Annotated in this window: 18 protein-coding genes; 5 read left to right on the top strand and 13 right to left on the bottom strand. The window is 44.6% G+C overall.

All coding sequences use genetic code 11. The features are described from left to right. Positions 1-259 precede the first annotated feature (259 nt). Positions 260-3,094, top strand: a complete 2,835-nt coding sequence (uvrA, locus tag GKR48_RS00595) for an excinuclease ABC subunit UvrA (protein ID WP_154602086.1) — start codon at positions 260-262, stop codon at positions 3,092-3,094. Positions 3,095-3,178: 84 nt separating this feature from the next. Here the strand turns inward: uvrA and GKR48_RS00600 are convergent, their stop codons facing one another. The 3 genes from GKR48_RS00600 to dnaB form a co-directional block, all read right to left on the bottom strand. After that, positions 3,179-4,375: an amino acid aminotransferase gene (locus tag GKR48_RS00600; RefSeq protein ID WP_336431095.1), complete on the bottom strand. Its 1,197-nt coding sequence runs from the start codon at positions 4,373-4,375 to the stop codon at positions 3,179-3,181. 64 nt (positions 4,376-4,439) lie between these two features. Then, entirely contained in the window at positions 4,440-5,522 is a 1,083-nt protein-coding gene (gene alr, locus GKR48_RS00605) for an alanine racemase (RefSeq protein WP_154626147.1), read from the bottom strand. Positions 5,523-5,831: 309 nt separating this feature from the next. After that, positions 5,832-7,241 (bottom strand): replicative DNA helicase, encoded by a 1,410-nt coding sequence (dnaB, locus tag GKR48_RS00610; protein WP_036955040.1) that lies wholly within the window; start codon positions 7,239-7,241, stop codon positions 5,832-5,834. A gap of 212 nt (positions 7,242-7,453) precedes the next feature. On the opposite strand from dnaB, the gene GKR48_RS00615 reads away from it, so the two are divergent. Continuing rightward, positions 7,454-8,437, top strand: a complete 984-nt coding sequence (locus tag GKR48_RS00615; protein WP_154626149.1) for a quinone oxidoreductase — start codon at positions 7,454-7,456, stop codon at positions 8,435-8,437. An 83-nt stretch (positions 8,438-8,520) separates the two neighbouring features. Here the strand turns inward: GKR48_RS00615 and GKR48_RS17715 are convergent, their stop codons facing one another. The 7 genes from GKR48_RS17715 to GKR48_RS00645 form a co-directional block, all read right to left on the bottom strand. After that, on the bottom strand, positions 8,521-8,694 hold the full coding sequence (locus tag GKR48_RS17715) for a hypothetical protein (RefSeq protein ID WP_195848207.1): 174 nt from the start codon (positions 8,692-8,694) through the stop codon (positions 8,521-8,523). 97 nt (positions 8,695-8,791) lie between these two features. Beyond that, positions 8,792-9,817, bottom strand: a complete 1,026-nt coding sequence (dusA, locus tag GKR48_RS00620) for a tRNA dihydrouridine(20/20a) synthase DusA (protein WP_154626151.1) — start codon at positions 9,815-9,817, stop codon at positions 8,792-8,794. Between the two features lie 214 nt (positions 9,818-10,031). After that, positions 10,032-10,643, bottom strand: a complete 612-nt coding sequence (locus GKR48_RS00625) for a hypothetical protein (RefSeq protein ID WP_154626153.1) — start codon at positions 10,641-10,643, stop codon at positions 10,032-10,034. Positions 10,644-10,838: 195 nt separating this feature from the next. Then, on the bottom strand, positions 10,839-11,312 hold the full coding sequence (locus GKR48_RS00630; RefSeq protein ID WP_154626155.1) for a DUF6882 domain-containing protein: 474 nt from the start codon (positions 11,310-11,312) through the stop codon (positions 10,839-10,841). A gap of 16 nt (positions 11,313-11,328) precedes the next feature. Continuing rightward, positions 11,329-12,264, bottom strand: a complete 936-nt coding sequence (gene uriH, locus GKR48_RS00635; protein WP_154626157.1) for a uridine-preferring nucleoside hydrolase UriH — start codon at positions 12,262-12,264, stop codon at positions 11,329-11,331. Between the two features lie 99 nt (positions 12,265-12,363). Then, positions 12,364-14,523, bottom strand: a complete 2,160-nt coding sequence (locus tag GKR48_RS00640) for an ornithine decarboxylase (RefSeq protein WP_154626159.1) — start codon at positions 14,521-14,523, stop codon at positions 12,364-12,366. Positions 14,524-14,795: 272 nt separating this feature from the next. Further along, positions 14,796-15,809 carry a mechanosensitive ion channel family protein gene (locus GKR48_RS00645; protein WP_154626161.1) on the bottom strand — a complete coding sequence of 338 codons (1,014 nt, stop codon included), beginning with the start codon at positions 15,807-15,809 and terminating at the stop codon, positions 14,796-14,798. A gap of 143 nt (positions 15,810-15,952) precedes the next feature. Between GKR48_RS00645 and GKR48_RS00650 the strand changes: the two genes are divergently transcribed. Next, a complete protein-coding gene (locus GKR48_RS00650; protein ID WP_154626163.1) occupies positions 15,953-16,360 on the top strand; it encodes a DUF2750 domain-containing protein in 408 nt (135 codons plus the stop codon). A 32-nt stretch (positions 16,361-16,392) separates the two neighbouring features. Here the strand turns inward: GKR48_RS00650 and GKR48_RS00655 are convergent, their stop codons facing one another. From GKR48_RS00655 to rbsK, 3 genes are all read right to left on the bottom strand, one after another. Next, positions 16,393-17,409 carry an aldose 1-epimerase family protein gene (locus GKR48_RS00655; protein ID WP_006663305.1) on the bottom strand — a complete coding sequence of 339 codons (1,017 nt, stop codon included), beginning with the start codon at positions 17,407-17,409 and terminating at the stop codon, positions 16,393-16,395. Between the two features lie 63 nt (positions 17,410-17,472). After that, the gene (fucP, locus tag GKR48_RS00660) at positions 17,473-18,780 is read right to left on the bottom strand and encodes an L-fucose:H+ symporter permease (RefSeq protein ID WP_154626165.1); all 1,308 of its coding nucleotides are present in this window, start codon (positions 18,778-18,780) and stop codon (positions 17,473-17,475) included. Positions 18,781-18,940: 160 nt separating this feature from the next. After that, on the bottom strand, positions 18,941-19,861 hold the full coding sequence (rbsK, locus tag GKR48_RS00665) for a ribokinase (protein ID WP_006663306.1): 921 nt from the start codon (positions 19,859-19,861) through the stop codon (positions 18,941-18,943). Between the two features lie 182 nt (positions 19,862-20,043). Between rbsK and deoC the strand changes: the two genes are divergently transcribed. Then, positions 20,044-20,712, top strand: a complete 669-nt coding sequence (gene deoC, locus GKR48_RS00670) for a deoxyribose-phosphate aldolase (RefSeq protein WP_006658293.1) — start codon at positions 20,044-20,046, stop codon at positions 20,710-20,712. Between the two features lie 46 nt (positions 20,713-20,758). Beyond that, entirely contained in the window at positions 20,759-21,538 is a 780-nt protein-coding gene (locus tag GKR48_RS00675; protein WP_336431096.1) for a DeoR family transcriptional regulator, read from the top strand. The last annotated feature ends 39 nt before the right edge of the window (positions 21,539-21,577 follow it).

Below are 21,577 nucleotides of genomic sequence, written 5' to 3' on the forward strand. Positions count from 1 at the left end.
GATTGCTTGATGATAAGTTGCGAAGCGCTTTCCAAATTTAAGTGAAATCTGCATTACTGTTTTTTAGTATAGACGCTAATTATTGGCGTCACAGATAAGTTGCCATCAGCCCCCTATGAAATGATATAGAAAGAGCACATATACTGTATATCCATTCAGCAAATTTTGTGCAATACTAAATCGTTTATTAGTACTGGCTCATTAATTAAGACGACCAAGTTCATTTTTGTTCACTATCAATTCATTCGGGAAGTGGTAAATGGAGAATATCGAAGTCCGCGGCGCACGCACGCATAACCTAAAAAATATCAATCTCATCATCCCCCGAGACAAGCTGATAGTTATTACAGGGCTATCTGGTTCAGGGAAATCCTCCCTCGCCTTTGATACCCTCTATGCTGAAGGTCAGCGTCGTTATGTTGAATCACTATCCGCGTATGCTCGTCAATTCCTTTCTTTAATGGAAAAACCGGATGTTGACCATATCGAAGGGCTGTCGCCTGCTATTTCCATTGAACAGAAATCCACTTCCCATAACCCGCGTTCAACGGTCGGGACCATTACCGAAATCCATGATTACCTGCGCCTATTGTTTGCCCGTGTGGGTGAGCCTCGCTGTCCTGATCATGATATTCCGCTTGCGGCACAAACCGTTAGCCAGATGGTGGATAACGTCCTCGCACAGCCGACCGATCGCCGTATGATGCTGCTGGCTCCGGTCGTGAAAGAGCGTAAAGGTGAGCACGTTAAGTTACTCGATAACTTAGCGAGCCAAGGGTATATTCGCGCCCGTATTGATGGTGAAGTTTGTGATTTATCCGATCCACCAAAACTCGAATTACAGAAAAAACATACCATTGAAGTGGTGGTTGACCGCTTCAAAGTACGCGACGATATCGCCCAGCGTCTTGCGGAATCCTTTGAAACTGCACTGGAACTGTCTGGCGGCACCGCTGTTGTCGCAGATATGGATGATCCGAAAGCTGAAGAATTAGTGTTCTCCGCTAACTTTGCGTGCCCCGTTTGTGGCTATAGCATGATGGAGTTAGAACCGCGCCTATTCTCATTCAACAACCCAGCAGGGGCCTGCCCAAGCTGCGACGGTTTAGGGGTTCAGCAGTTTTTTGACCCTGAGCGCGTGATTCAAAATCCCGAAATTTCCCTTGCGGGTGGAGCTATCCGCGGCTGGGATCGTCGTAATTTCTATTATTTTCAGATGTTAATGTCATTGGGCGAACACTATAAGTTCGATGTTGAAGCCCCTTATGACTCACTCAGCCCTGCCATTCAAAAAGTCATTTTGTATGGTTCAGGCAAAGAAACTATTGAATTCAAATACCGTAATGATCGCGGAGATATTACCGTACGCCATCACCCATTCGAAGGTGTGCTTAACAATATGGAACGCCGTTATAAAGAAACGGAATCCACCGCGGTGCGCGAAGAGTTAGCAAAATACATTAGCAACCGCCCTTGCGTGACTTGTGCAGGAACCCGTCTGCGTAAAGAAGCCCGTTTTGTATTTGTGGAAAATACCACGCTGCCTGAAATTGCAGATTACAGCATCGGTCATGCGATGGAATTTTTCCAAAACTTAAAACTCAGCGGACAACGCGCCAAGATTGCCGAAAAAATTCTGAAAGAGATCAGCGACCGCCTGAAGTTTTTAGTGAATGTGGGGCTGAATTACCTAAGCCTTTCACGCTCCGCAGAAACCTTATCCGGTGGTGAGGCGCAGCGCATCCGCCTAGCAAGCCAAATTGGAGCGGGTCTGGTTGGGGTAATGTATGTGCTGGATGAACCGTCTATAGGACTCCATCAGCGCGATAATGACCGATTACTGGAAACCTTGATTCACCTACGTAATTTGGGAAACACCGTCATTGTGGTTGAGCATGATGAAGATGCGATCCGAGCAGCCGACCATGTGATTGATATTGGCCCAGGAGCCGGTGTTCACGGTGGGCAAATTGTAGCGCAAGGCACATTGGAAGATATTGTTGCTAACCCTGAATCGTTAACCGGTAAGTTCTTAAGCGGCGAGCGCAAGATTGATATTCCACAAACGCGTGTTCCGTTTAATAAAGATAAAGTGCTGACTGTCTCTGGCGCAACAGGCAACAACCTGAAGAATGTTACTCTGAATATTCCTGTTGGTTTATTTACGTGTATTACAGGGGTTTCTGGTTCCGGTAAATCGACGCTTATCAACGATACGTTATTCCCTATCGCTCAGCGTCAGTTAAATGGCGCTACAGTGATTAACCCTGCGCCGTATACCAATGTCGAAGGTTTAGAGCATTTCGATAAAGTGATCGATATCGACCAAAGCCCTATTGGACGTACTCCACGTTCGAACCCAGCCACTTACACGGGTATCTTTACACCAATTCGTGAGCTGTTCGCAGGTGTACCAGAGTCACGGACTCGTGGCTATAACCCAGGGCGTTTCAGTTTTAACGTCAAAGGCGGCCGTTGTGAAGCGTGCCAAGGGGATGGGGTGATTAAGGTGGAAATGCACTTCCTACCCGATGTCTATGTGCCGTGTGACCAATGTAAAGGCAAGCGCTATAACCGCGAAACCTTAGAGATCAAATACAAAGGTAAAAGTATCCATGAAGTGCTGGATATGACCATCGAAGAGTCCCGTGAGTTCTTTGATGCTGTACCTGCACTCGCGCGTAAGTTACAAACACTGATGGATGTGGGTCTGTCTTATATTCGCTTAGGCCAATCTGCGACAACCTTGTCAGGTGGTGAAGCCCAGCGCGTGAAATTAGCTCGCGAGTTGTCTAAACGCGGCACCGGACAAACTATCTATATCTTAGATGAACCAACCACCGGATTGCACTTTGCCGATATCCAGCAACTGCTTGTGGTCTTGCATCAACTACGTGACCAAGGCAATACCATCGTCGTCATCGAGCATAACTTGGATGTGATCAAAACGGCAGACTGGATTGTCGACTTAGGCCCTGAAGGCGGTAGCGGTGGCGGTGAAATTTTAATTTCAGGTACCCCAGAACAAGTGGCTGAATGTAAAAAATCCCATACTGCGCGTTTCTTGAAGCCTATCTTAGCGCGTGGCTACTGAGTTAACTAAAACCGTCAATTAAGATAGAAAAAGGGGAACTGAGTTCCCCTTTTTAATGCTTATATAACCGTTCGTTACTAACTATTACTGGCTAACTGCTGCAAACGCTTCCACGATACGCTTCACGTTATGACGGTTCACCCCAGCCATACACACACGACCGGTTCCAACTAAATAAACCGCAAACTCATCTTTCAGACGGTCAACTTGTTGTTGAGAAAAACCAGTGTAGCTGAACATACCACGTTGTTTTAACAGGTGGTCGAAGTTTTTGTTTGGTAGCGCTTTTTTCAGCTCATCCACCAAGACGGTGCGCATATCTAAAATACGCAGGCGCATCTCTTCCACTTCATCCAGCCATTTAGCTTTTTGTTGGCTATCAGTCAGTACTGCTGCAACAATTTTCGCGCCGTTAGACGGTGGGCTTGAATACAGACGACGAACGCCCGCTTTCAATTGCCCCAGCACGCGATCGCGCTCATCTTTATCTTTACAGATAACAGATAAACCACCCGCACGTTCACCGTAGATACCAAAGATTTTCGAGAATGAATTACTGACGAATACTGGCAGACCCGCTTTTACCATCGTGCGAATTGCATAAGCATCTTCATCGATACCTTCCGCAAAACCTTGATATGCGATATCTAAGAATGGGATCAATTTGTGTTCAAGTGCCACTTTCGTCACTTCATCCCACTGAGCAGGCGTTAAATCGGAGCCTGTTGGGTTATGGCAGCATGGGTGCATTAAGATGATGCTATTTTCTGGTAACTTCTTGAAAGTTTCCAGCATTTCATCAAATTTAACCCCTTTGGTTTTTTCATCAAAATAAGGGTAATAATGCACTTTTGTGCCAGCGCCAGAGAAAATAGAAGCGTGGTTTTCCCATGTTGGGTTACTGCACCAGACTTCTGAATTCGGGAAATAATGGTGTAAAAAATCAGCCCCGATTTTCAGTGCGCCAGAGCCACCAATGGTTTGTACGGTAGCGATACGCTCTTGAGCGATTAACGGGCAATTTTCGCCGAACACCAATTTTTGTAATTCAGTACGGTAATCTTTCAAACCTTCCATTGGCAGATAAAGCGATGCACTTGCCGGAAGTTTTCTCAGTGCAGCTTTCGCTGTGCCGACGGTTTCCAGCTCAGGGGTTTTCCCCTCTGCATCATAATAAAGACCAATACTCAGGTTAATTTTGCCTTCACGAGTATCTTTATTAAATTCATCCATCAGCGATAAAATTGGGTCGCCCGGATAAGCATCAACATGTTGGTACACAGGATATCTCCTACTTGTAGGTTTTCTTTATTACTTTTGTCTTGTGAAAATAACCCTTTAAAACCTATTCGTCTACATATTCCATTGCGACTCGTGAGGTCAATTTCGTCAAAAGCTCATAGTTAATAATGCCTGTTTGTGCGGCAATTTCTTCCACTGGCAGAGCATTTCCCCATAGAATGACGTCATCCCCCACTTTATCGGTGGCATCTGGCCCTAAATCCACGACAGTCATATCCATGGAAATTCGTCCAATAATCGGCACTTTTCGTCCATTGACTAGAACAGGCGTTCCTGATGGCACGTTACGCGGATAACCATCTCCATAACCAATCGCTACCACCCCAAGGCGGGTATTACGTTCACTGCACCATGTTTCGCCGTAGCCAACACACTGCCCTGCCGAATGCTCTCTCACAGCAATCAGGCTGGATTTTAAGGTCATGACGGGTAATAAACCGAAGCTTGCAGCGCTTTTACCTTCTTGCGGTGAGGCGCCATACATCATAATACCGGGGCGAACCCAGTCATAATGGGCTTCTGGCCATAAGAGGATCCCCGCGGATGCCGCGATGGATTTTTCACCCGGTTTGTCAGACACAAACTGTTGGAAGCATTCGATTTGTTTTTTGGTGGTTGGGAGTTCAGGCGCATCGGCCTGACAGAAGTGGCTAACAATATTGATAGGTAAATCAACGTTGCTACAGCTTTGAAGACGTTGGTAAAAACTTTCCGCATGCTGAGGAAGTACGCCAAGGCGATGCATGCCAGTATCGAGTTTCATCCATACTTTGATTTTTTTGGCAAGCTGGGCATTTTCCAGCATTTCCAGTTGTTCAATGCAGTGGATCACCGTATCGATGTTGTATTCCACCATCAACTGCAAATCGGATTTTTCGAAGAAACCTTCTAATAAAACTATCGGTTTTGTCACGCCTTGATGTCGAAGCAGCAGGGCTTCATTTAAACGCGCCACCCCAAAACCGTCGACAATTCCTTGAATTTCGGTGCCAACTCCAATTAATCCATGACCATAAGCGTTTGCTTTAACAACTGCAATCAGACGGCTATTCGGCGCCAATTCTCTCACGCGTTGCAGGTTGTGTCGCAGAGCGCGGCGGTTTATTAATGCGGTTGCCGCTTTCATTTCTTCCTCTTAATTATTCATTTTAAAATTTAACTTATTTAGTCTTCAATTTTCTATAAGCTCTAAATAGTTTGAACTGTAGCAAGGCGGTAAACGAAGCTATTCCTAGGAGCATACACAAGTATGTGACTAGGGTAGCTGAGAGCAACCAACACAGCTACAGCTCAAAATATGACGAGCTTACCAACCTCTAAATAATTCGCACTGTGGCTAGGCGGCAAGAGAAGCTAAGCCTGGGGAGCATACATAAGTATGTGACTCAGGTTAGCGAACGCAGCCAACAACGCCACAGTGTGAAGTATGACGAGGTTATTCGTCGTCGTAGGCCGGCCCCGCATAATTATCAAACCTCGACCACTGCCCATTAAACGTCAGCCTCACCGTCCCTATCGGGCCGTTACGCTGTTTACCTAAAATAATTTCCGCCACCCCTTTGAGGTCGCTGTTATCGTGATAGACCTCGTCACGGTAGATAAACATGATTAAGTCGGCGTCTTGCTCGATGGAGCCTGATTCACGTAAGTCGGAGTTTACTGGACGTTTGTCTGCTCGTTGCTCCAAGCTACGGTTTAACTGGGAAAGCGCCACTACTGGTACGTTTAATTCTTTTGCTAACGCTTTGAGAGAACGAGAAATTTCAGCGATTTCTAATGTACGGTTATCGGACAACGCTGGCACACGCATTAACTGAAGGTAGTCGATCATAATCAGGCTTAGCCCACCGTGTTCGCGATAAATTCGGCGAGCACGAGAACGTACCTCCGTTGGTGTTAACCCCGATGAGTCATCGATGTACATATTGCGTTTTTCCATCAATATGCCCATGGTACTTGAGATACGCGCCCAATCCTCATCATCAAGCTGACCTGTACGAATGCGAGTTTGGTCGACGCGAGACAGTGACGCGAGCATACGCATCATGATCTGGTTGCCGGGCATCTCCAAACTGAAGATAAGCACCGGTTTTTCTTCAGTCATCGCGGCGTTTTCACACAAGTTCATCGCAAAGGTGGTTTTACCCATAGATGGACGTGCTGCAACAATAATCAAATCTGAGCCTTGTAACCCCGCAGTTTTCTTATCTAAATCTTGATAGCCCGTGGAAACTCCGGTGACACCATCATGAGGCTGCTGATAAAGCTGTTCGATTTTCTCAACGGTTTCCGACAAAATCGCTTCGATCCCTTTCGGACCTTCATCTTTATTCGCGCGCGATTCTGCAATTTGGAAAACTTTGGTTTCCGCGAAATCGAGGAGATCTTCACTGCTGCGGCCTTGTGGGTCATACCCAGCATCAGCAATATCATTGGCGACGGAGATCATATCGCGCACAATGGCACGTTCACGGACGATGTCTGCATAAGCGTTGATGTTCGCCGCACTTGGGGTGTTTTTCGATAATTCAGCTAAGTAAGCAAAGCCCCCAACGCTGTCCAATTCCCCTTGCTGTTCGAGGGATTCTGACAAGGTGATCAAGTCAATAGGCTTGCCCTGCTCAAGCAGGATTTGCATTTGTGCAAAGATAGTACGGTGAGGGCGACTAAAAAAATCCGCTGATGTAACACGCTCGGACACCGTATCCCAACGTTCGTTGTCTAACATCAGTCCCCCCAATACAGACTGTTCCGCTTCGATAGAGTGCGGCGGAAGTTTTAAGCCTTCCATTTGCTGATCGCGCGGTGGGTTTGTCTTGTAATCTGAGGAGGGTTTTTTAGCCATACTTGAAATATCCACGTCTATAATTAACCAACAGTTAGTATACGCCAATCTTAGGTGTCATGTGGCGTCTTTATTGTTATCTGCACAAGATATTATTGCAGGCACAATCTTAACGCAGCGCACAAACCGATAATTCTTCTCATTAAAGCATCGCGTTATGATGGAGCAATTGATACTGTTAATAAAAACAAACTCACTCATTGGAGATGATCATGGCAAAACGTATTGAATTTTCGCAACATGGTGGTCCTGAAGTTCTCAATTTTGTCGACTATTCCCCGAATGCACCGGCTGAAAACGAAATCCAAATCGAAAACCGTGCAATTGGTATTAACTTTATTGATACCTATGTACGTAGTGGACTGTATCCAGTTGCAAGTTTGCCATGTGGGCTTGGCACAGAAGCGGCGGGTGTAGTGGTTAAAACTGGCTCCCAAGTCACAGGTTTCAAACCGGGTGATCGCGTTGTTTACGCACAAGGTCCTCTAGGCGCATACAGTGAAGTTCATAATGTGCCCGTCAATGCCGTGGCACACTTACCTGACGGCATCACCTTCGAACAAGCAGCAGCCTGTTCGCTTAAGGGTATGACGGTTTACTACCTGCTCAATCAAACCTACCAAGTTCAAAAAGATGAAGTTTTCTTATTCCACGCTGCAGCAGGTGGTGTTGGTCTAATTGCTTGCCAATGGGCAAAAGCGTTAGGCGCGAAAATGATTGGTACCGTTGGCTCTGAAGAGAAAGCGCAGCGTGCGAAAGCCGCAGGCGCATGGGAAGTCATTAATTACCAAACCGAAAATATTGCTGAGCGAGTAAAAGAAATCACTCACGGCGAAAAAGTGAATGTCGTGTATGACTCCGTAGGTCAAGCGACGTGGTTGGCGTCTTTAGATTCACTGAAACGTCGCGGTTTGATGGTGAGCTTTGGTAATGCTTCTGGAGCCGTAACTGGGGTTAATTTAGGGATCTTAAATCAAAAAGGCTCTCTGTATGTTACCCGCCCATCACTAGGTGGCTATGTCACTAACAGAGAAGAGTTAGACCAAGCCAGCAAAGCCCTGTTTGACATGATTTTAAGTGGCAAAGTGAATGTGGATGTGCCGGTATCCCAAATTTTTGCACTGAAAGATGCCCAAAAAGCCCATCAAACACTGGAACAACGTAAAACCCAAGGCTCAAGCTTGCTCATTCCTTAATTCATAAAAAAGCGCCAGCTATCAATAACTGGCGCTTTTAAAATTCTAACAACGGCAATTTTTACGAGCTTCAGTTGCACTAATTAATAGTGCCCTTTGCGTGCTTGCTGCTCTTTGTAGATCTGCTGGTTCTCTTTAATGGTGTTTAGCACCGTTCCCTCATAAGGATCTTGCTTTGGTGGTTCTCGCATCTGCCCACCTGACCCCGAACATCCAGCAACTAACAGCAGCAAAGAGGTTGCGATTAATGTTTTCATCTGATTCTTCCTCATTCATTAATGAGTTTTATCATAGCATGCAGATAATCCTATTCAGCCCGCATCAACCAAAATCGCAATTTCATTTAAGTAATATTTACTCGCCACGAGTCACAAACGCGAGAGCTTGTTCAACCACTGATAAGTCGGCACCTTGTTTATGGGCGTTTTCACTTAAGTGGCGACGCCATTGACGAGCGCCCGGAATGCCTTGAAAAATCCCTAACATATGGCGAGTCATATGCCCTAAATAAGCCCCGTTAGACAGCTCTTTTTCGATGTATGGATACATGCTACGAACAGCGGCAACGCTATCGACAATTGGCATTGTTTCATCAAACAATTGATTATCTACTGCGGTTAAAATTGACGGATTTTGATACGCTTCACGACCCACCATCACGCCATCTAAATGTTTTAGATGCTCTTTAGCTTCTTCGAGAGTTTTAACTCCCCCATTGATAGCCATAGTGAGATGCGGGAAATCACGTTTTAATTGGTATACGCGAGGGTAATCCAGCGGGGGAATTTCACGGTTTTCTTTTGGGCTTAATCCTGATAACCACGCCTTGCGAGCATGAATAATAAACATGTCACAGTCCCCTTTTGTGGAGACGGTATCAATGAATTCGCATAAAAATTCGTAGCTATCTTGCTCATCAATCCCAATACGTGTTTTCACCGTCACAGGGATAGACACCACGTCACGCATCGCTTTGACACAATCTGCGACCAGCTGAGCATCCGCCATTAAACATGCACCAAAACGCCCGTTCTGCACACGGTCTGATGGGCAACCAACGTTCAGGTTGATTTCATCGTAGCCACGTTCTTGCGCTAATTTTGCGCATTGCGCTAAAGCCGCAGGGTCACTGCCGCCCAATTGCAAAGCAACAGGGTGCTCTTCTTCACTGTAAGCAAGATAATCGCCTTTGCCATAAATGATCGCACCCGTCGTCACCATTTCGGTATACAGCAACGTATTTTTCGTTAATAAGCGATGGAAATAACGACAATGACGGTCGGTCCAATCAAGCATAGGCGCAACCGAGAAGCGGTTAAGATTTTTGTAACCATCTGTTGTTGATGGTGTATTTTTTTCTATCGTTTGATTTTGTTGCATGTTGGTCTTTTGGCGTTGATATCGAATTTAAGGCTTATGCTGTTGTGAAATAGCAAAAGAAAGCCGCATTTTAACAGCTGGCTTTCTTTTGTCATAATAAACTGTGCGGATCATTTTCGAGGAATTAAGCAACTTTCTGGGATTTTTGTTTTAATAATGTTCTATCGATATTCAAATAATTAAAAAGCAAGAAGACGTTGGCTGGATTTCAACCTCATGGGCTCATGGTAAATACTTTATAAAATGCAATGCCTGTGCCAGCAATAATCCCAATAAACCATTTTAAATTAGCGGATTGCATATCCTTAATCTGGTTAAGAACTGATTGTTCTGATCTCAAAATAGACTGAACTAATATATTATATTTATCATCTATCTTTTCTTGCAAAGCATCGCATCGAATATCCATTCTTGCTTGCAAAGCATTACATCGTTCATCCATTTTCTCTTGCAAAGCACTACATCGTTCATCCATTTTCTGTTGCAAACTGTTGCATCGTTCATCCATTTTTGTTTGCAAGGCATTACATCGTTCATCCATCCTCTCTTGCAAAGCATTACATCGCTCATCCATTTTTATTTGTAAAGCATCTATTTTTTCTTGCAAAACACCACACCTATCATCCATTCTTGCCAAAGCAGAATCATGCTTATCATCCAGTTTTTCCTTCAGAATTTCATGATTGCTATCTACTTTGTTCGTGATATTCGTTATGTGGTTTTCTAGTGTGGCTTTTAGGGTATTGTAAGCCCCCATCCCTTGGATAACCCATTGCAATTGTGCGCTCTCAGGTAATGCCTTTTCCGGTTTTTGGCCTTCGTACATGTAAGGTTCCTTATGCGTTTCATGAAAAAAAATAGAAAATATTCGCATTCCAATACTTTCTGAATTTCTGAATATAACGCATATAGAAAAACACTTTTTCCGAATAAAAATTAGCAAGCTAATCATGAGTTAATAAGAATAAACAGACTGAAACCAGACGCCCTTTTTATCAACAATAAAAAAGGCGTTTATGGCTTAGATTTTTTGAAGGGAAATTTGACCGAATGTCATAAAAATCAGTGTACTTCCTGCAACGCCACGATAAACACCTTGCTGTTGATTTAGCTCACATGCTAATGCAGCGAGTTGCCATGCATCATACTCTTCGATATCACTCACGCGGGAAGTCAGCAAGCTATTATCTTGGCGCTCGCCGTAGGCTTTAACCGCAATCGCATCCTGCATTAATGATGGGTCAATAGAGCTATTCGCCCAGCCCCACATCCAACTCCCCACATTTTGATCATAAGTACCAACTATTTGCACAGGCGCCGTCACCATTATATTGTCCGGCGCATGAAAAATAATGGTGCCTTCATCTTGATCCACTGACCAACTGGCTTCATCCAGTTTCCAATTATCGCAATGGAACTGGTTTTTCAATTGCAGGGAATTCATGCTGCGTTCAATTAATGCCTCGTAAGGCATCTGTTCTAATTCACTGTTCATGTTAAATACAATTCCGTTAGCCAATATTTTTCAGTGCGTCGATAACCATTTGCCAAAACTTATCGCGGTCTAATTTCACAGCAACCTGCGTATGGCAATCCGCTGGGGCTGGATGGCGAAAATCTGCCACCGTCATACCGAGAGTCAGCGTTCCCGTTAATTCGATATCCACAGGGACTTTCTGGGTAGTCATCACCGACGGGTCAATCACGTAGGCAACGGCACAAGGATCATGCACCGGCGGTGCATCAAAGCCCTGAGCCTGTTTATACATTTTGCCGAAGAAATCCAGCAATTCGACGACAAACTGCGAGCATTTAGTATCAATTTCGGCAATTTTCGCCACCACATCTGGCGTTGCCAATGCTTGGTGAGTGAGATCCAAACCAACCATCGTTAACGGCCACTTTTCATTAAAAACAATATGTGCCGCTTCTGGGTCTATTTTGATATTAAATTCCGCAACCGGGCTCCAATTTCCCACATGGTAGCCCCCGCCCATCAACACCACTTCCTTCACGCGCTCCACAATCCGAGGTTCTAATCTTGCGGCTAATGCGATATTGGTCAGCGCCCCCGTAGGCACTAAAGTAACGGTTTTTGGTGGGTGGGACATAATCGTATCGATGATCAAATTCACCCCATGGCGTTCATCCAACGCTAACGTAGGTACTGGAAGTTCAGGGCCATCCAACCCAGAATCTCCATGAATATCGGGTGCCACTTCCACTTCACGCACTAATGGGCGCGCAGAGCCTGCTGCAAAAGGAATACCGCGAATATTCGCCATTTCAGCAATAGCGCGGGCATTACGGGTGACTTTTTCGAGAGTTTGGTTGCCTGCAACCGTGGTGACGGCGAGTAAATCGATGTCTGGATTACCGTAAGCCAGTAGCATAGCGATGGCATCGTCATGCCCAGGGTCACAGTCTAAAATAATCTTTTTCGTCATAGGGTTGCCTTATCGTCAATCGGGATCCACATTTCGCGGATCCCAATTTAGCTATCTCATTCGGCAAAATCTATGCTTGATGTCTGAATACGATGAAATTTATTTCAAAACATGCGCATACACGCGTTTTGGCCCATTTTCATTTTTCGAAATATAGACCCCTTGCAGCTCAGGTGCAAAGCCCGGCAAGGCATTAATTCCTGCTTCCAGTGCTTTAAAATACTGAAGAACAGGACCCGACCACACCTCCCCCGGCACGACACACAGCACGCCCGGCGGATAAGGCAACGCCCCTTCTGCAGCAATACGCCCTTCTAGTTCATCCAGAGGCAGTAACTCCACATTGCCACGAATAAACTCCAGATGTGCCTGTTGTGGGTTCATTTTCACCACAGGGAAATGCGCCTTACGGAACATCTCTTTTTGCAGCTGTTTAATATTAAAATCCACGCTTAATTGATGCATTTCTTGGCATAATCGACGCAAAGTATACCCTTGATACTGTTCCTGATAACGCTGATACACTGACGGTAATACGTCTTCAAATAACGCGTCTTCATCCAGAAGCTGCTCGAAACGCACTAAATGAGAAACCAGCAGTTCGAGCTTTTCACGCGATTCCGCAGGGGTTAACAAGAACAAGATGGAGTTCAAATCGCATTTTTCAGGGATAACGCCGTGTTCACGCAGGAAATGCGCCAAAATTGTTGCCGGAACCCCGAAAGATTCATACTCCCCGCTTTCGACATCAATCCCCGGTGTCGTTAGCATCAGCTTGCACGGGTCAACGAAATATTGATCCTGCGCGTAGCCATCAAACGCGTGCCAACGTTCTTTCGGAATAAAATTAAAGAAACGCTGTTCCGACGCAATTTGCTCGGTTGGGTATTCATGCCACGGCTTGCCATCCACTAACTCTGGCACAAACGGTCTAAAGTAACGGCAGTGCTGAATAATGGATTTTCTGACCTCAATTCCTTGTCTCACACACTCCATCCACATCATTTCCCCCGCTTCCCCTTGGTGCATACGCGCATTCACATCCAGTGAAGCAAACAGCGGGTAAAACGGGCTGGTAGAGGCGTGCATCATAAACGCGTTATTCAGTTTCTTATGGGAAACAAAGCGTTCTTGGCCTTTGATATGGTTATCTTTTTTATGGATCTGTGACGCTTGGGAAAAGCCCGCTAACTGTTTGTGAACCGATTGAGTCACCATAATACCGGGGTCATTCTCGTTCAGTTCCAGCAGTAACGGCGAGCATTGGCGCATCATCGGAATAAACTGTTCGTAACCCACCCACGCGGAATCAAACAGAATGTATTCGCAAAGATGCCCTATCTTATCCACCACTTGCCTCGCGTTGTAGACCGTGCCGTCATAAGTCCCGAGCTGGATCACGGCAAGACGGAACGGTTTTTCTGCCTGTGCTTTTTCAGGCTTCACTTCGCTCACCGCGTTTCTTAAGTATTCTTCAGTAAAACAGTGGGCATCAATCCCACCAATAAACCCAAATGGGTTACGAGCTGTTTCCAAATAAACGGGTGTTGCCCCAGCTTGGATCAGGGCGCCATGATGGTTAGATTTATGGTTATTGCGGTCAAACAGCACTAAATCACCCGGTGTTAATAAGGCGTTCAGAACGACTTTATTGGATGATGAAGTGCCATTAAGCACAAAGTAGGTTTTATCAGCATTGAATACTTTCGCCGCGAATTTTTGCGCTTCTTTGGCTGCCCCTTCGTGGATAAGCAAATCCCCCATCGCCACATCGGCGTTGCACAAATCGGTGCGAAAGAGGTTTTCACCGTAGAATTGGTAGAACTGTTCGCCCGTTGGATGACGACGGAAAAATTGTCCACCTTGGTGCCCGGGGCAGGCAAACGTCACGTTGTGACCCGCGGCATAATCCATCATTCGCGCAAAGAATGGCGGTAATAACTGTTCAAGGTATTGGTTTGCAGCATCCCGCAATTGGCGGCTATTCTCTTCACGCACAGCAGGCGCTGGCGGTAATAATGCGGTCAAATAGTCAGGCATTGGTTCATTGTCTGGTAGCTGCTTGTCACTAATGACAAACAGCGGAATACTGAGTTTACTGTCTGCAACTCTCTTCCACAGCCCTTGGTTGGCATCTTGTTCAGAGAGCACAACCGCAGCGATATTATTTAACTGTGCATCGCGAATATCTACCCACTGGAATTGACCCGTAAAATAGATAGCGACCCCCTGGCTACATGCCACATTGATTTTCTTCATAGCAGTCTGGCTCTTGGTTAGCTGAGGTAAAGAGGGGCTCAATATACTTGATAGATACTGAGATTGAAATAGTCAGAATTAATGCAAAATTATTCAGTTTTGCCTAGGGTGAATATTTTTTATAACTCACTGGTTAATAGTATAAAAATTTCCGGATAACCTCACCGGCTTTTTAGCCATAAACCATGAAAAATAGATTATTTGCAGATTAACCGACCGAAGCAGACAATAATGACAGTGGATCAGTCGGTTAATTTTTCAGGACGACGAGGTTACTTGTTTCTTTCCACGTACAGGGTTTGAGATGGATATGCAAAGTCCGCATTGTGACGCTTAACTATCTCAATAATTTTCAAATAGACCGCTTGCTGTGCAGCCAGCCATTCAGCCCATACGGTGGTTTTCGTAAAGCAGTAGACCATAATATTCAGGGAAGAATCCGCAAACGCATCGAAATAGACCAGCAAGGTTTGCCCTGTATCGATATTTTCATCTTGCTTTAGCATGGTGCGAATATCTTCCACAATCGCGCTAACTTTGTCGGAATCTTCATAACGTAAACCGATTTCCGTTTTAATTCGTCGGTTGGTCATGCGCCCTGGGTTTTCAACGCTAATGGAAGAAAACAGTGAGTTGGGAATATAGAGCGGGCGATGGTCAAACGTGACAATCTTGGTGATCCGCCAGCCAATCTCGACGACTGTTCCTTCAATATTTCTATCTGGCGAACTGACCCAATCCCCAATATTAAACGGGCGGTCGAAATAGAGCATGATCCCTGAGAAAAAGTTACTCAGAATATCTTTACCCGCCATACCGATAGCGATACCGCCAATGCCGCCAAATGCCATTAATCCTGATAGGCTCATGCCAAAATGTTCGCCAAATAACAGTATAATAATGACAATGACGGCGGTCTTAAACACTCGAGCAATGATACGTGCGGAGGTAGGGTCACTGCCTTTTTTAATCTGTTTCTTTTCAAGGCGGTTAACCAACTGAAAGAATTTTCGCGTGATAATTAATGCAATCACCGATATGGCAATTAAGTTAATTAGTGATGTCGAGATAAAGGTTAAATCAAAGTCACTCGCTGCCATATCCACCGATTGAGCCGCTACCAACACCATCACGCACAGCACCACGGTTTGGATCACATGCACCAAAATACTTTTTCGCTTATGTTTATGCCGCTTATGTAAAACCTCGAAAAGCAAATACAAGGCTAAACAAACGGCAATGATGGTCATGCCAATGGCATATTTTTCGAGTAGTGCTTCTATCATGTCTTATTGCCCTAAACTGACATTGAAAACTAATTTGCTGTGTACAATATAACACTCTAAATAGTGAGTGAATAACTGCTAAGATAACAATTATTCACCTAGTTATCTCAATAATTATCAATTACTTTTTAGGTAATCCAATAATGAATAGCGCCTATTTTTCGCCTAAAGAGCAAGAGATCAACAATGTTCTATTGCTCTCCCCTCATCGCCGATATCTCTATTTTGTTGGCAAAGTTGCTGATTGGGAACAGGTTTGGACATTAGCTAACCATGATGGATTAGTGACCGCGCAGAATGATGACCACTGCTTATTTTTACCGCTATGGGCTGCGAAAGAGTACGTAGAACTGTGTTTGACGGATGAATGGGCAGAATGTTATCCGCTACCGATGACACTAGAACATTTGATGACAGAAATCTTACCGGATATGGCAAGTGCCAATATTCAAACGGCAATCATGATGTTACCGAATGGGAAAAGCACTCCTATATTTGATGCGCAAAGCTTACTTGATGACTTACAAGAAGAGTGTCAACAATATGAATAAAAGGCTGCTCAACGGCAGCCTTAGTAAAAAAGTTACTGCTCTACACCCGTTGTCACCGTAAATTGACGGTTTTCTCCGGCTTCTAGCCAAATCAGCGTCTGGTTATTTTTAGCGGCAATAAACCCTTCTGGGCGGCAGGTTGCTGGTAACACAAATGCCCCCACTTTTTGATCGCCATTATATAAAATCCAGCGTGTCGCATAATTTAGCTCATTCGATTTAAAACGAGTTACAAAGGTATTGCCTGCTGGTGACCGCATTTTAAATTCAGGACTGGCAGTGTATTGGCTCAAATTATCCATAAAGAAGACAATCTCAGGGTCACACATCTGTGGCTGATTTAATTGATTTAGCGTCACCTCTCCAGACTTGAGCGCTTGGTTAAAATCGAGCCATTTTTGAGTTGGGTGTACATGCCCCGGAATAGACTCCCGCAACTTAATTGCCTGCTCAGGAATATTTTGCGTCAAGGTGGCATCATCCACATAGGCGTAGTTCATATGGCACATATATTGAAGCGGCATTGGTACAGACGCTAAGTTAGTCACTGACATGTGAATATCAAACAGTGCACTATCCGCATTTAATTGTACGGATGGCGCGGCACGATAATGGTGACCAAAGCCCATCACATACTCATATTCACCGCACACTTTAAGGCTGGTTTCAGTCAATTCAAGCCATGCGCTATCCATTGGTGCGCAAGGCATTTCCCCGTGTAATGGGTGATTATCTTCTGGCGATGGGCAACCATTACTGATTAATCCAGAATGGAAAGCGAAGCAGCCATAGGTTTCAATTACGGTTGGAACAGGCTTGGGTTCTGAAAACATATTTTCCATTTTCAGATTTTGCCCGCAAAATTCAGCATCCCAAATCATTTGCCCTAAAAATGGCAAAATGGTTAAGTGCCCCTGCGAGTTTTCAACCCGCAGCCCTTGCACGCCAGATTGGTAAACAAATGCGGAAACGGAAAACTGGCTATTTTTCAGAACTAAGGTCGGTTTTTCCGTAAATAAGCGTTTATGTAACGGGATAATTGTGTTCATTGTCATACTCACGGTTTGAGGTAAAGAGGGGTAGGCACAGCGCCTACCCTGAGCAATAGCGAATTATTTGGCTTGTTGTTTCGCTTTAAAGCGACGTTCGCCGACGAAATAGATGCCCACGTAGACGAAGCACAGCATTGAGACTAAGAAAGAGAGTTGCAGAGAGTGAGTGATATCCGCGACATAGCCTTGGATTGCAGGTACAACTGCCGCGCCGACAATCGCCATCACAATCACTGCACCCGCCATTTCGGTATGTTCATTATCGACCGTTTCCAGCGTACCAGCATAGATAGTTGCCCAGCATGGTCCAAACAGAATGCTCACTAATACCGCCGCATACACTGCAGTGAAGCTCTGCATAAAGGCCACATACACCAGGAACAGCACACCAATAATCGAATAAATAATCAGTACTTTATCAGCGTTAAAGCGAGTCATTAAGATGTTGGCAATAAATTTACCAATAAAGAAACAGGCGAAGCTGTACACCATAAAGTTAGAGGCATCACGCTCGTTGATATCTCCCATTTCCAGCGCTAAACGGATGGTGAACGACCAAACAGCAACTTGCATTCCCACATATAGGAACTGGGCGATGATCCCTTTTCTAAAGCGACTGTTTTTAGCTAAATATTTTAAGGTATCCAGTGCAGAAGGACGTTTATGTTCTGCAGTTTCTGCCACTTTACATTTCGGGAATTTCGTCAGTAAAAACAGGATCATCACCACAACCAATACCATGATCATATAACGGTATGGTTCAAGGGTGTTTTCCAGCATGGCTAAACGGAATTCATGGATTTGAGTCGCATCCATTCCTGCCATTTGGCTTTGTAGGCTTTCCCCTTCCGAGAAAACTAAATATTTGCCCAGTAAAATCCCACCTGCGGCACCAATTGGGTAGAAGGTTTGGCTTATATTCAGACGCAGTGTCGCGTACTGTTTTGGACCGATCATGGAACTGTAAGTATTGGCTGCGGTTTCAAGGAAGCTTAAACCAATCGCGATAGCAAAAATCGCCGCTAAGAACATAGTGTAAGTTGCCATGTGTGATGCTGGGAAAAACATGGAACAACCCGCAATATACAAGATCAATCCGATCATAATCGCGTATTTATAACTGGTTTTTTTGATCACTAATGACGCAGGGATCGCAATCAAAAAGTAACCACCATAGAACGCGCTTTGCACTAATGCAGAAGCAAAGTTACTGAGTTCAAAGACGCTTTTAAACTGTGTGATTAAAATATCGTTCAATGCTGCTGCGCATCCCCAAAGCGGAAATAAGCAGGAAAGCAGGATAAATTGGAATATAGGTGTCTTATTCAGGTACCCATCAGGTAACTGAGTTATGTTCTTGATGTTCATAGTAACCCTTAATCGTTTTTATAATATTTTTAACCGGTTAAACGGGCTTTTTGCTCTAATGGCAACCTTCACTTCAACCGGTCATGCTCAACATCATTCAAATTCAGAGCAAATATTGTGGGTACAGGTAATGCTTCTGGCGCTTGAAAGATGGTTAGAACTAATTATTCAACTGCACAAACTCACTGAACTGCTCGATACTTGGATAAGAAGATTGCGTGCCTTTTCCTGTTACGCTGAAGGCTGAAAATAGAACCGCTTTTTTCATCGCTTCTTCGATGTTTCCGGTGTGAACATAGTAATGAGAGAAACAACCGATAAACGCATCGCCAGCACCACTAGTGTCAATTGCATTGACTTTGATAGCCGGAATAAATAACTCACTGTCGCGAGTCATCCATAGCGCACCTTTGTCGCCTAAAGTGACAATCAGGTTTTTCAGACCTTTGTCTAACAGGGATTGTGCGGCACGACGCACGTTATCCATGGTATCCACAGGCATGTTGGTCAGAATTTCTAACTCGGTTTCATTCGGTACAAAGAAATCACAACGACATGCGTAATCTAAATCCAGTGCGCGTTGTGCTGGTGCTGGGTTAAGTAACACAGGAATGTTGTGCTTATTACCGAAGGCAATCGCGTGGTAAACCGTTTCCAGCTGCACTTCCAGCTGCAATACGATCAGTTTGCACTTTTTCAGATCTTCCGCAGCGCGGTCGATATCTTCTGGGGATAAAAACTTATTCGCCCCTTTAACAATCAAAATACTGTTAGACGAATTTTGGTTAACAAAAATCGGTGCCACACCGCTTGAGGTGCATGGTACTTTTTCTACATAGCGAGTATTGATGCCATAAGACTCAAGGTTACGAATGGTGTTATCCGCAAAAATATCGTCGCCTACTTTAGTGAGCATAATGACTTTGGAGTTTAATTTTGCTGCGGCAACAGCTTGGTTTGCCCCTTTACCGCCACAACCGATTTTGAAGGCTGGGGCTTCGAGGGTTTCCCCTTCTTTAGGCATTTGATCAATGTAGGTGATCAAATCGACCATGTTTGAACCGATAACTGCTATATCCATAATGTCCCTCGTGTTAAATAAATCACATAATGATATAATCCTAACATTATCATGTTGCAAAAATATCATTTGTGATTAGGATCTCGAATAACGAATGATCAAGTGTTATATCTGCCACATTTCCTCATTCTTTGTTACCTATTCCACATCTATTCTGAAAACGTCATATAGGAAGGTTTAAAATGCAAGATTTAGCGAAATATATCGATCATACTTTATTGGCTGCTAACGCAACGGTTAATGATATCAAAACGTTATGTGCAGAAGCCGCACAATATCATTTTGCCTCTGTGTGTGTTAACACCGGTTATGTGCCTTTAGCAAGTGAATGTTTAAAAGATAGCGATGTGATGGTGTGCTGTGTCGTAGGCTTCCCATTAGGTGCATGTTTAACAGAAGCTAAAGCATTTGAAGCCGCTGAAGCTGTTCGCCGTGGTGCCGATGAAGTGGATATGGTCATCAACGTTGGTATGCTAAAAAGTGGTGATTTAGACTTTGTTCGTCAAGATATTGAAGCCGTTTTTGCGGCTTGTGGTAAGGCAACACTGAAAGTGATCCTCGAAACTTGCCTGTTAACTGATGAAGAAATCACACAGGTTTGTGAAATTTGCCGCACAATTAACGTTGGATTTGTGAAAACTTCAACAGGATTCAGTACAATGGGTGCCACTGAGCATCACGTCGCTTTAATGCGTAAAGTGGTTGGCAATGAAATTGGCGTCAAAGCATCCGGTGGTGTACGTACGCGTGAAACCGCAATTAAGATGATTGAAGCTGGTGCTAACCGCGTTGGTGCAAGCGCGAGTGTCGCTATTGTGACTGGAGAAAATACCACTCCAAGTGACTACTAAACAACGGGGCGCGGTTCGTCCGCGCCATCATAAAAAGGATTGCAGGGTGATAGAAACTAAACAAAAAGAACGCCTTCGCCGATTAAGTGAATGTATTAAACGTTCAGGACGCATTCATCTTAAAGAAGCCTCGAGAATACTTGAAGTCTCTGAAATGACCATTCGTCGAGATCTCAATGCGGATACTGAAGGCCCTATCCCCATGTCACTGCTTGGTGGCTATATTGTTTCTGTCACTCAACCTACTGCTTTAGCCCCGCACGAACCCCGTGCCGATGTTTTCACACCCGATCAAACTGAAGAGCTGTATATCCCTAATTTAGCCGCCAGTATGGTGAGTGAAGATGATGTGATCTTTTTCGATAATGGCATCGAAATGGCCACCTTGATAGCGTTGATCCCTGAAGAAATCAGCTTTACCGGCATTTGTTATTCCCATAACGTTTTTCTCGCCTTGAGCCAGAAAAAAAATGCCACAGCACTGCTGTGTGGTGGGGAATATCGCCCCAAAAGTGATTCGTTTTACAGCCCTACGCTGCCCTCTTTACTCGATTCCATCAATCCCAAAAAAGCCTTTATGTCTGCCACTGGGGTTCACAGCGCCTATGGGGTGACTTGCTATAATCTCGATGATTTACCGATGAAAAAGAAAGGCATGGAAAAATCGATTCGCAAGATTTTATTAGCGCCTTATAACCTGTTTGATGAAGTGGCGACCGCCAATATGGGCGAACTGTCCCAATTTGATGTGATTGTGACAAACCGACAGCTAAGTGATGAATACGAAACTTACTGTCGCAATGGGTTTGTGAAAGTGATTTACTAACCTGATACTATTCATTCGAACAAAATCGACACGTTTTAT

Source organism: Providencia sp. wls1943, assembly GCF_009706275.1.
Classification (GTDB): domain Bacteria; phylum Pseudomonadota; class Gammaproteobacteria; order Enterobacterales; family Enterobacteriaceae; genus Providencia; species Providencia zhijiangensis.